At 42.1% G+C, this 13118-nt stretch carries 8 protein-coding genes; 6 read left to right on the forward strand and 2 right to left on the reverse strand.

What is annotated here, in order from left to right; translation table 11 throughout:
- Positions 1-79: 79 nt before the first annotated feature.
- A complete protein-coding gene (locus CYLST_RS23925) occupies positions 80-1519 on the reverse strand; it encodes a sensor histidine kinase (protein ID WP_015210321.1) in 1440 nt (479 codons plus the stop codon).
- A gap of 1453 nt (positions 1520-2972) precedes the next feature.
- On the opposite strand from CYLST_RS23925, the gene CYLST_RS23930 reads away from it, so the two are divergent.
- From CYLST_RS23930 to CYLST_RS23955, 6 genes are all read left to right on the forward strand, one after another.
- Positions 2973-3587 (forward strand): hypothetical protein, encoded by a 615-nt coding sequence (locus CYLST_RS23930; protein WP_015210322.1) that lies wholly within the window; start codon positions 2973-2975, stop codon positions 3585-3587.
- A 257-nt stretch (positions 3588-3844) separates the two neighbouring features.
- Entirely contained in the window at positions 3845-4408 is a 564-nt protein-coding gene (locus CYLST_RS23935; RefSeq protein WP_015210323.1) for a hypothetical protein, read from the forward strand.
- Positions 4409-4484: 76 nt separating this feature from the next.
- Positions 4485-5342, forward strand: a complete 858-nt coding sequence (locus tag CYLST_RS23940) for a fimbrial biogenesis chaperone (RefSeq protein WP_015210324.1) — start codon at positions 4485-4487, stop codon at positions 5340-5342.
- Positions 5343-5499: 157 nt separating this feature from the next.
- Positions 5500-8658 (forward strand): carboxypeptidase regulatory-like domain-containing protein, encoded by a 3159-nt coding sequence (locus CYLST_RS23945; RefSeq protein ID WP_015210325.1) that lies wholly within the window; start codon positions 5500-5502, stop codon positions 8656-8658.
- A gap of 93 nt (positions 8659-8751) precedes the next feature.
- Positions 8752-10962 carry a polyphosphate kinase 1 gene (ppk1, locus tag CYLST_RS23950; RefSeq protein ID WP_015210326.1) on the forward strand — a complete coding sequence of 737 codons (2211 nt, stop codon included), beginning with the start codon at positions 8752-8754 and terminating at the stop codon, positions 10960-10962.
- Between the two features lie 160 nt (positions 10963-11122).
- Positions 11123-11530, forward strand: coding sequence for a response regulator (locus tag CYLST_RS23955; protein WP_041233860.1), 408 nt, complete (start codon positions 11123-11125; stop codon positions 11528-11530).
- Between the two features lie 36 nt (positions 11531-11566).
- Here the strand turns inward: CYLST_RS23955 and CYLST_RS23960 are convergent, their stop codons facing one another.
- A complete protein-coding gene (locus CYLST_RS23960) occupies positions 11567-12844 on the reverse strand; it encodes a sensor histidine kinase (protein WP_245587424.1) in 1278 nt (425 codons plus the stop codon).
- Between the last annotated feature and the right edge of the window lie 274 nt (positions 12845-13118).

The raw sequence follows: 13118 nt of genomic DNA on the forward strand, positions 1-13118 counted from the left end.
ATACAAGCATTGATCTAAAATTTAGTTGGTGAAGTCATGGCACTTCATCTACCACAGGAAACAATTTATGATGAAAAAATTAAGACTCAAGAGTTATTGGTAAAATGACGGTGAAGGTGGTGCCTTTACCAATAGTGCTTTCAACTTGAATCTGACCTTGGTGGTGTTCAACGATTGCCCAAGCGATCGCTAATCCCAATCCTGAACCAGTAGTCTTTTCTGTAGTGGTCTTCAAAGTTTTATGGGTACGCGCCGGATCTACGCGATAAAAGCGGTCAAACAATCGTGGTAGCGCCTCTGGGGGAATTCCCATCCCGCTATCACTCACCTTAATTTGTAACTGGGCGCTAGTGTAACGTAGTCCAGAAACGCGATTTATGCCCTCAAGCCGCACCAACTCCACATTTACCCCGCCACCAGAAGGTGTGTACTGCAAGGCATTACCAATTAAATTTGTGAATAACCGCACTAATTGATCCCAGTTGCCCACAAGTGTAAACCAATTGTCAAGTAATTCTGGGCTGCAAACCCCAGGTGGAGGATCAACTAAGTTTAGAGACAGGGTGATTTCTTTTTCAGCAGCTAACAGTTGTTGTTCTTCCACCACTTCCATCAGCAAAGCGTCTAGAGGACAAGGTGAAAAGATATCTTTGCTAATACCGCTATCCTGTCGTGCCAGAAAAAGCAAGTCATTGACTAACTTGCCCAAGCGCTGGGTTAGCCGTTCCACCACCTTTAACTGTTGTCGATAGTGTAAAGCACTTTTTTCTTCTACCTCAGCTAACTCCAAATCAGCCAGGGCGACTTGCACGTTAGTTTGAATTAAAGTAATCGGACTTCTCAATTCGTGAGAAGCGTCTGCGGTAAACTGTTTGAGGCGTTGGTAAGACTCGTCTACAGGTTCCATTGCCTTACCGGAAAGAAACCAACCACTGGCAGCTACAGAAAGCACCATCAACCCAGTACCCAGTGCTAAATCTAAAATCAACTGGCGGCTGGGTTTGGTAACTTCAAACCAGGGATGACTAACGCGCAGATACCCTAAAACTTGCCGTCCTCGTTCTACTCGTTGTGTAACTTGTCGCAATAAGAGTGCTGAGTCCTGAGTCCTAAGTCTTGAGAAAGGTGAGGTATTCTCCCTCTCTTTTTTAATCACATGCACAGTTTCGCCAGTGCGGTTGCCATGAATGGGAATATTTAGGGGTTCGGAGAGAGTTGACCAAAGTAATTCGCCCTGGGAGCTAAACCACTCTAGGTCAATGTGGTCATCTTCTACAGTGTCGGCATTGTCGCGAAAACTGGCTTCTACGTTAACGCGGAATTGATCAGCTTCAGAGTTAACTGACTCAATGACTAGCGATCGCTCGACTACTTCCACCACATGATTCAAAGTATCATCAATCCGCTCAACCAGCGTACTGCGGACGTACAGATACACGCCACTGGCAAAGAGTAGGAGTAATACAGCAGTTACGGCAGTGTACCAGAGGGCAAGACGGCGACGAGTAGCTTGAAACATTCTTCAACTCCGAAAATTACCCTCGAAAAGTAGGCAAATTCAGCAATACGGGAACAGGCATTGTATCACCAATTAGTTCCCCCTTTAGACCTGTCAAAAGGATATGGTCTTAGAGCCGATGGCGATCGCTTTGCGCCATCGCGCGAGCGGGTGCCCATCGCATCTTGTAACTAACCTTAATTGATATTGGTTGTAGCTGCTCACTCTGCCTGTTAGATAGTAAAGATCATATAAAGTTTTCGATTTATTGATAAAGTACTTAGTGACATTACTTAAGTACGGCAATTATTTTTTTATATAGCTTTACGTGATATTATTTATAATGCCTAATATTAGCTTTAAAATTTTCCGTATTATTACGGTGGGCGTCCGTTTTACATAGGAGTTAGATTCTATTTGTGGTCAAATTGAAAGGAGATATACAGAAAAATACAGAAGGAACAGATAACGCCTTACTTAGATTGGTAAAAGCTCCCATCACTCTCTAACGAAATTACATAAGATGTCAGAAAAAGTTTGAGATGCTTTGGATAGCTATTAACTAGTCAACCCGTAAACGAAGGTTCCCAAAAATTCAACTAACTTTACGGAACAATGAGAAACTTTCAGGACTAAGCAGTGCATTTCGCAACGACCCATCAGATCAAGTCTTGAAAGTTAACTTTTGACATCACAGTGCGACTACAGTGCGATAACAGCGCAACAAATATGAATCATTTTGTTGCTACCTGGTACTGCTTTACAACCTACTTTTAGCTCATGCTAAAACCAAAGGTTTAGAATATTTCGGCATCTACTCTGCATCTACGAAAACACCACAAGTATTTCCAGTAACTACAGCTACAAGTGCGCTTCTGAGAGAGTTGCATCTTCAGGATATAGGCTAGAAATTTGCCAGAAGTAGCATAAATCTGTAGTTGATTAACAGGAATTAACTTGTGTTGCGTAGCTAACGAATAAATTGCAGTCAGTAGTAGGTGTTAGAGTCTTCTGGAGAAAAACAGTATTTAGTGAAAGATATTCTGGGTGATAGCGGCCCTAAAAACAGTATTACCAATAGTCCCGTCAATTACATTAGCACCCTATATTTTGCGGCTTCTGATGATAGCAACGCAACAATAGGGAGTTGTGGGACAGTGACGGCACAGCTTTAGGTACGAGCAAGATTAGCAAGATTAAATGCCACAGGCAATGCTAAAAAAGCCAAGCTTACTGTCGTTGGTAGAAAGCTGTTCTTCAACGCTATGAACGGGACTAGCGGGACCGAGTTGTACCTGATTTAAACAGGAGGTAATTGTTTAGAAAACTGCCGTAAAGAATCAACAAAATTGAACTGGTTGCAGATTTACTTAAAATCTAATACCTCTCAGGCAAAGCAAAGAGCCAATTTGTTTGCCCAATTACGACTACTAGATTTGATAACGTTCAACACAACAAAAGAGATTTTACCACAATGAAGAACAGATTTTTAGCAATTGCCGCCGCTAGCACCGCCGTTTTGGGTAGCGCCATTATTTCAGCACCTGCCCACGCCCAGTTTGTGAATACTCCGCCCAACACTGTCAACGTTAATTTGGAAGTGCCGGAAGTACTCTATTTGAAAACTGTCAGCGACATCAATTTGAGCGTTGCACCTCCAGAATTAGTCAATGGTTCATACACTCAATTCGGAAGCAAGTATTTTGGTTCCAGCACAAGTGGTGTAATCAATGCTGATGGCAGTGGTGGCGTTGATACCACCTCTCCATTCTCAGGAACAGTCGCCACAGGAACAGTCTCTAAGTCCGTCAACAATGTTTACGCCGTATGGTCTAATAGCCCCCGTGCTGGAGGGGTTAAGATCACAATTTCTAGCGCTAGTGGCGATCTTTCTGGCCCCAATGGTTCATTTGCAAATCTTACTAATGTTACTGGTTCAGTAGCAAGTACTCCTGCCCTTGGTTTAGGCACTCCTATTACCACTAACGTAACTGGCGTCCCCGTTGGTTTTACAATTCAATTAGGTGGGAAGCAGTCAGCAGGTCAATACACCGGAGCAAAAATTAACGTCCAAGCAGAAGCTCCTTAATTAAGATCGAGGCTCTTTAACTATTGGCAATAACCTGTAAAATCTTTTGCCAATTTAGCTTTTTACTAAGCCTTTAGTCCTAATTTTTCTGGCATTGGGAGAGGGGATTTGCCTCAAACATCTCAAGCAGAGAGCATAATCTCCTCTTCCCAGTTCTAGGAGTTTGTCATATCAGATAACGAATTTCTCCTTGTTGCCAAGCATCTGTTGTGTAAAACACTCAACATACACAACGGTAATGTCAATAATTCAGTAATATGCCCCGGAATAAAACCATTAGCTGCCAACATCACCTTTTCAAATCTTTGGGTATAACCATAGCATTGCTAGGCTTACAACAGCCCAGTACTTTAGCACAATCGCTATTTGGAAACCCTGAGCCTACAGAGATTAATCAGTTATCAACTCCGCAAAGCTTGGATATTCCTCCCATAGCCCAAACAGAAATTTCACCTACCAGGAATGAGTCTGTTACAAATGAGCAAGACTTGCTAGCTCCCCCCCAATTTAATATCGTTATTACCCGTGACTTTTCATCTATCTGGCAAATGCGGGTGCCTATAGACCAAGTGAATTCTCTCTATGCTACCTATGCACTTAAGGCTGGAAATGGACAAAACGGTGTATTTAGCAGCCAGCAAAATTCCAACTCCACAGTTCAAGTTTCTCTAGAACCATTGGCTATCACCGAGGTTTCCCGCGATCAGAATAGTAACACAGCGCTGGTGCAGGGGGGCGTCCGATTGAGAATGAATCTCGCGAAGGCTCAATTAGCGGGTGCCTATGCTGGGCAACTGACGGTAACAGTAAATAGTAAGTAATCAACCAGACTTTTCGGCTTTTGGTGTTAGAAATAGCTGCTTTGTGCTGTGTACTAAATTAAAACTTTTCATCCAGATGTTTCAAAAATCTAAAAATATCGCCTTAAGTTTAATTGGGCTATTAGCCCTAGGCATACCTCCAGCTCAAGCAATTAATATTGGCGTCAGCCCCTCCAGGGTTGAAATGGAAATTAATAGCAGCAAAACCCGCTCTCAATCTATTCGTGTTTTGAATCTTTCCTCAGAGCCGGTTGTAGTCAGAGCTATTGTCCGTTCTTGGGTAATGAGTGAAGATAGTAAATTGCAAGTGGTTGCTCCCAGCGAGCAATCTTTAGATCAGTGGATTGTTTACACCCCGAATCAATTTACAATTCCAGCGCGTGGCGCTCAAACTATCCGGTTTGTCATTCGTCCCAGAGTCCAGCCCCAACCAGGTGAACACCGGGCTGTGCTTTATCTCGAAGAAGTTCCACCGATGGATGCACCATCTAAAGGTGTGAGAGTAATTGGTCGTTTAGGCGTTGTGATTTACGGCTATGTAGGAGATGTTAAGAGAGTTGGCGTACTTAATTCTGTTACTGTAGACACCAAACCAAATGCTATTAATGCAGTTTTTGATATTTCTAGTCAAGGTAATGCCTATGTGCGGCTAAATGGGCAATATGCCATTTGGCCTGCTGCTAAATATCCTGGTTCTGAGGTTACTAAACCCTTGCCTAATCTGGGTAGTCCAGAAACAAAGATTCCAGATGTTTTATTAGATGCTGGAGCATTACCTTCATCACCAGTATTACCTAATAATCGTCGTCAACTTCTGCTACCAATTACTAAAACTTTACCACCTGGAAATTACGTATTAGATATCGACGGTAATTTGAGTGGTTCGCCGATTCAAAAAGGCATTCCGTTCACAGTTCCAAATGTTAATAAATAAAGCCTACTTCTAGTAATTTCATAAATTCCCTTAGCCACAAATAGCTTTTGTCTATGCAAAGGCTTAATTTCTCCTGAGTTAAATTCCCCTCTTACCCAAATTAATTCGCAGCCCGAAATTTGTTTGGGCTGCCTATTACAAAGATATTAAATCCAGTATGTTCTCCCAAGCTGCATCCCTTCCACCAACAGTCACAATTCTACAGCCAGATAATATCTCTCAGGCAACACCTCAGGATATTAGTACTAGAAAAATAGCAAAGGCTAGCCCACAAGAGTTAGCTATTCCTTCACCGCCAGAGACCTTTCCCTCTCAATTTTCTTCAAATGGTTTGGCGCAAGTTTCTCCCAAGAAAAAACTTGGTAGAAAGGTAGTTTCCCAAAGCCTTGCAGCCCCAAAAGCCTCCCTAATATCTACCATCAATAATCAACGGGAAGTCAGTAGCTTAGATGTTCTGCGAAAAGAAAAAACTTTATTAATCCCACTATTAGATTTTGCAGAAATTGCTGGTTTTACCGTTGAAACTAATACCGAAACGATGCTACTTAAGACACCTGTAAGGGTGATTAGTTTCACAGCGAACGAGATTAAAAAAATCAACGGCATCACCTATGTAGATAATGTCGTATTACAAGAAAAATTAACTGCAAGTAAAGAAGAAATTCCTCAAAATGTAGTTATCCCAACCCCAACAATTTCAGCTTCTTCTCAAGAATCTAGCACCAGTGAGCCTGCCAAAACATCAGCAGACGCGGTAGACAAAAATAATAGTTCACCAAGTACTACTCCTGAAACTACTCTAGCAGAAGCAAAAAAATTATTACTTGGGATAATCATCAATCAACGGGAAGTTGGGAGCTTAGAGGTGCTGCGAGAAGATAAGACCTTATTACTTCCACTATTAGATTTTGCAGAAATCGCTGGGTTTACTGTTGAAGCAACTGATGAAAAGACATTAATTAAGACGCCTCTAGGGGTAATTGTACTCAATGCAGGTGAACTTAAGAAAATCAACGGTATCGCATATATCAGCGATGCTTTATTGCTAGAAAGGTTATCTACAAGTATTGAGTTAAAAACCTCAGATTTAACTTTAATTGTTGACTTACCTTGGCGCAGAAATAGCGGGCAATCTAACTCTCCGGTAGCTGCACTTCAGCCAGAAGTTAGACCTCCTAGTAATGGATTATCAAGTCTCAGACAAGAGTTAGAGTTTTACAACAGTTCTGGAAATACAAACTGGCGGAGTTCTTCTCTTTTGGGAGGACGTTTAGGAGGTGGTATATGGCGTCTGCGTCTAGATAACAATTTTGTTAACCAGCCGGATTTGACTGAATACTTTTTCTTTAACCGCACAGGTAAATTTCTCTATCAAATAGGTCGGCAACAAATTGGATTGCATCCCCTACTGACAGGCGTTAATTTGACTGGAGCGCAAGTTGGTTATACCAATTTGCCTGCAAATCAATTTAATGCAAGTTACGGTGCCAATGAGCTTTTACCCAGACGTTCCCAACCGATACAAACATTTCGGGGTGAAGCGCCTCCGGCAAGTTTTGTCCAGTTAAGAGTTGGTGGTGTGGTTATTGCCCAACAGCAGGTGGGATTGGGTGGGGAATACGAATTTATTGATGTCAATTTGCCTCCTAGTTCAACCAGTGAAATTGAACTCTTGGTTTTTGACCGCAACAACCTGAATACACCAATAGAAATTCGTTCTTTAAGACTGAATGTTTCTGACTTATTGCTGCCATCTGGTGGAAATGTTCAGCTAGCAGGTGTGGGATTGAGTGGGAACTCTATCCAAAATGCTTTATTTGAAGACTATAACTCAGGTGAGACAGGCAAGCCTGTGGCATTTTATCAGGTGCGTCAAGGGGTTTCTAAAAATTTAACTTTTGAAGGGGCAGTGCAAGTACTACCTGACACAACGCAAGCGCAAGCGGGTTTCGTTTGGCGCTTGGCTAATCCTTTGATTATATCTACTAGTGTTGGTAGTTCTCGTGGTGGATTTGGTTATACAACAAATTTAGATTTCCAGTTAGATCGCTTACAAATTCTTGGGAATTCTGAATTATATCCATCTGGATATTTTTACAGCAGTCAATCACGCGATCGCTTTAACCATAGTCTGGAAGCTAAATATAGGTTTAGCAACAATTTTAATTTGGGAGTTATTGCCCGCAGTCGCCAAGATGAGAGTGATGGGGCTAATTACATTTTGCCTACTTTTTCGTTAACTCCTTTTGCTGGCTTGTCTCTGGGTGGTAGACCTGATTTTATCGGACGCTATTTATTTAATGTTTTTTATCAACCAAATCAGCAGACCAGACTGTCTTTAAATACCTTCGGTGATACATATTCATCAGATTTTAGCTATAACTTCACTCGTAATTATCTCCTATCTTTAGGAACTGAATCTGGTGGTGATTTGGCTACTCGTTACACTGTGACACTCAATCATAATGCCCGTAACCTGAGTGGACTGAGTTGGCGGTTAGGAATGGGATATCGGGATGGAGAAGTTGGTGCAATTGTCGGCGCTAGTATGCAGGTGCTACCAGGTTTATTAGCGAGAGTGGAATATCAAGGCATCCCCTCTAGAAATAAAAGCGTTTTTGGTGGCTTTGGTGACGATCGCCTAGCGGTGTCACTGATATCCGATTTATCTTTTGCTGGTGGGAGATTAGCGCCGTCTAACTATAGCTCTATCGGTAAAGAGAAGGGCGCGATCTCTGGACGGATTATCTTAAAAGGAGCAAAGAAAAACTTTAACTTAAGTGGTTCGACTGTGCAGGTGTTAAATAGCTACAACCAAAGCGTCGGTGGAGCTAGAACCGATGCCCAAGGTAACTTCTTTGTCGGCAATTTGCCAGAAGGTGTCTATATAGTTGAACTTGACCCAGAACAGCTACCGGTGGAACTTGCCCTATCGAAAAGTACTGTAGTCGCAGAGGTCGCAAACTCTGCGATCACTCGGTTAGATTTCCCTGTGCAAGTAGAATATGGTGTAGCTGGACGAGTCACAGATGCCGCAGGTAAGGCGATCGCGCAAATGCAAGTAGAATTAATCAATGCTGAGGGCAAACGCGTCTCTACATCTGTAACTGACGAATTTGGTCTTTATCGTCTAGATGGAGTTCCTGTTGGTAAGTACATATTGCAGGTTCCTCGCCAAGATGGCATCACTAGCAGCGATAACCTGCCTAAACGAGACGTAACGATTGACGATAATTTCATCTACGACCAAAATCTGCAATTACCTATTTCCCCAGTGGTTCAGGAAACTAAAGAACCTGCTCTTGCTCCCAAATAGCAGCGATGCCTGAAGCGTCTACGCACCATTTAACTTAAGATATTTAATATACTGCTGTTGAATGGGCGATATCTGCTGGCCCCTTAGGTGATCATGCCGAAATCAAAGAAGAGCAACCCTTCCATCAATCTAAATGATCCACAATACTTTCTCAACCGCGAATTAAGCTGGTTAGAGTTTAATAGTAGGGTGCTGCATGAAGCCTGCGACCCACGAACGCCCCTCCTGGAACGGCTCAAGTTTTTGGCAATTTTTAGCTCCAACTTGGATGAGTTCTTCATGGTGCGGGTTGCAGGCTTAAAGCAACAGGTAGAAGCGAAAGTCAGCCCATTAACTCCTGATGGCCGCACACCGCAACAACAGCTAGACGATATTCGGTTGACTCTCAATCCCCAAATAACGAAACAGCACCAGCATTTTGAGCAAGCACTCAGGCCCCTGCTAGAAAATCACAGTATCCATATTCTGGATTACATCGATTTGAATCAGAAACAGCGGACTTATCTGGATAACTACTTTGAAGAACAAGTTTTTCCAGTGCTGACTCCCCTGGCTGTTGACCCCAGCCATCCCTTTCCCTTCATTTCCAGTCTCAGCCTGAATCTGGCAGTTGTGGTGAAAAACCCAGACACTGAAGAAGAATTTTTTGCCAGAGTCAAAGTCCCGAAAGTCCTACCGCGATTTTTGCCTTTACCGCCAGAGTTGGGAATTCAGCACAGTGGACAACCTGCCCATTGGACAGGGGTACCCTTAGAACAAGCGATCGCACATAACTTGGAATCTCTCTTTCCGGGAATGAATATTCAGGAGTATCACCCGTTCCGCATTACCCGTGATGCCGATTTGGAACTAGAGGAAGATGATGCAGATGACCTGTTATTGGCAATTGAACAGGAACTCCGCAAACGGCGCATGGGTGGGACAACGGTACGGCTAGAAATTCAATCCCAAACTCCGGAAGCAGTGCGCTGCCGGTTATTGCAAGATTTGGACTTGACCGAAAGCGATGTTTACGAAGTAGATGGTCTTTTGGGACTGCGGGATTTGATGTATTTTATGGCCTTGCCACTACCAGAACTCAAGGAACCTCCACGACAGTCTGTAGTGCCACTGCGCCTGCAACGCCTCAGAGAACCAAGTGTGAATTCAGACGGGACAGAAGTCGAGGAAGGAAAAGACTTTTTTGCGGTGATTCGGGAAAAGGATTTGTTAGTACACCATCCCTATCAATCCTTTTCGGCCACGGTGGAACGCTTTATTACCCATGCTGCCCATGACCCGAATGTGCTGGCAATCAAAATGACCCTTTACCGGACTTCTGGTGACTCGCCGATAGTCAATGCCTTAATTGCCGCCGCTGAAAATGGCAAGCAAGTGTCTGTGTTGGTGGAATTAAAGGCGCGGTTTGATGAAGAAAATAATATTTACTGGGCAAGACGCCTGGAAAGAGTCGGAGTTCATGTAGTCTATGGTTTGGTGGGACTAAAAACCCATAGCAAAATTGTGATGGTAGTGCGACGCGAAAAAGACCGGATGCGTCGCTATGTGCATATTGGGACTGGGAACTATAACCCGAAAACGGCACGACTTTATACAGATTTGGGACTGTTTAGTTGCCGTGAAGAATTGGGTGCTGATTTGACGGATTTGTTTAATTTCTTGACAGGTTACTCTCGGCAAAAGTCTTATCGAGAGGTGTTGGTTGCCCCGGTGAATATGCGCGATCGCTTTCTGGCACTAATTCACCGCGAAATCAAAAATGTGGAAAATGGATTTTCTGGGCGGATTGTTGCCAAAATGAATGCCTTGGTTGATCCGCAAATTATCACCACTTTATATGAAGCTTCCCGCGCCGGCGTGCAAATAGACCTGATTATCCGGGGCGTTTGCTGTTTGCGTCCAGGACTGAAAAACATCAGTGAAAATATTCGCATCATCAGCATTATTGGTCGCTTTTTAGAGCACTCCCGCATTTTCTACTTCTATAACAATGGTCAAGAGGAAATTTATATTGGTAGTGCTGACTGGATGCGGCGCAATCTAGATCGACGGGTGGAAGTAATTACCCCGATCAGAGACCAAGATATTGCTAAAGATTTGCAAGAAATTCTGGGAATTATGTTGGCAGATAACCGTCAAGCTTGGGATTTACAACCTGATGGCAGTTATATCCAAAGGCGTCCCTGTGATGATTGTCCAGAAGCAAATTCACAAAAGACTCTCATGTCTATGGTATTACGCTCAATTGGCATGGCCTCAAATCTGATTGATTCAAAAAAGAGTTCCTCTTATCTGGAAAACTAGGTCAACTTAGTTTTTTTGAGAAAAGTTTTATTTCTTGCTAAGTTTTAGCATCAATTTTCAGATCTACAGATGAATTATTCAACCATTGGATAGATTAATTACTGGCACTTGTTACCATAAACTAGAGAAATTACTGCACCTAGTTTTTTCTTTTCCTGGAATGTTAATGTTGTCCTGTGAGTCTTCTACCTTGCGCGTTCTAGTGGTTGATGATCACGAACTGACTCGTTTAACCCTAAAATTGGCTTTTTCTTGCCAAGAGAATATTTTAGTAGTTGGTTTAGCCAGTAATGGTCAAGAAGCTATAGAAATGGTTAAATGTTGTTCCCCTGACGTGATTGTTCTGGATTTGCAAATGCCGGTTATGGATGGTTGGAGTGCATCTGGTTATATTAAAGCGATCGCTCCCAATACTCAAATCCTTGCTTACTCCTCAGTGGAAGATACTCACATTCAGGAGACAAAGGCAATGCCTAGCTTCGATGATGTTTGCAAAAAAGATGTACCGACGAGCGAACTCATTGCTTTGGTTAGGCAGTTAGGCCAGCGTGCAGGAGGTTTAGTCTGAGCAGAGAAATAGTACTGATCCTGGAGCAATTCTCAGTTAGCGACTTGTCGGAATTTCCATGAGAAATTCTGAGCCTCCTTCAGGACAGGTATGGTAAAGCAAACTACCTTTGTGAAGCTCAGTGATGATTTGGTAGCTAGTAAATAAACCTAAGCCAACACCTGTGACAACTGATTTAGTAGTAAAAAATGGCTCAAATAAACGAGCTTGATTTTCTTCGGAAATTCCTAGACCATTGTCTTTAATACTGATTCTTATTTTCTTTTGCTTTGTAGTGTGTGTATTGATCCAGATTGTCGGTTTGAATGAACTATCAATAACTGAATTTACTTTTAACTCAAGTGCATCAATAGCATTTTGCAAAAGATTGAGCAGGGCTTGATTTAATGGATGTGCATGACCTAAAAATACTGGCATATCTTCATAATTTTTGACAACAGAAATGCTGACTGCTCCATTCTTCAACGCCAGTTGATAACTTAGTATCATGAGGACGCTCTCGATACTTTCATGCACATTAATCGGTTTAATGCCTGACTCATCAAGACGAGAGAAAATATGCAGTGCCAGCACAACTGAACGAATACGTTCTGCTCCTGTGCGGATAGAATGAATAATTCTCGTGAAATCTGGAACCAGGAAATCTAGTTCAATCTCTTCGATAAAATTTCTAATTTCTGGAGTGGCATCGGGAAATTGTTTTTGATAAAGCTGAATTAGACTAATCAGCTTTTGGCTATATTCACAGGCAGGATTAATGTTGCCCAGAATAAAACTCAGAGGGTTGTTAATTTCATGGGAAATTCCTGCTGAAATTCGACCTGCGTTCACCAGCTTTTCTTTTTGAATCAGTTCAGATTGAGTTCTTTGTAATTCTATGAGAGTATTTTGTAGTTGCTCATTCTTAGTTTTTAGCTGCTTCTGTAAGTGTTGCAACTTTAACTGGGTTTGAACTCTCGCTAGAACTTCTTCTAACTGAAATGGTTTAGTAATATAGTCAATACCTCCAACTTGAAATGCTCGAACTTTATCAGTAATCTCATTACCAGCACTCAAGAAAATCACAGGAATTGAAGCTGTTTTTGGGTCATTTTTCAAGTGTTCGCAGACTTCATACCCGCCCATCCCCGGCATATTAATGTCTAGCAAAATCAAATCAGGTGGCAGTGTATTAACAGCCCTTAATGCTGCCTGTCCGTTGATTGCTTTGCGAATTTGATAATTTTGTTTTGAGAAGAAATCAGATAAAAAACGAATATTTTCTAGTTTATCGTCAACAATCAGAATGTCCGCTATGAATGCGTTATTTTCCACACATATATCCATTGGATTGCTTCTTAGTCAATAAGGTTTTATGGTGATTATTTATAATTAGAACTTAACTATTGACAGAAACAAGAAAATGTGTATGCAGACTTTTCAGGAATAAGCTTGATATTCACACGATTAGGGAGTGAGCTTCATCTATCTAAGGATAGTTGACAAAAATCTAAAATTGCTGAATATCCTTAAAACATTTTACGGTGAATGTGTACAGTGCGTAAGCTCTAACAAGTATGTGATTTGCTTTTTTTGAGAAATAGCAGAG

The organism is Cylindrospermum stagnale PCC 7417, from assembly GCF_000317535.1.
GTDB lineage: Bacteria > Cyanobacteriota > Cyanobacteriia > Cyanobacteriales > Nostocaceae > Cylindrospermum > Cylindrospermum stagnale.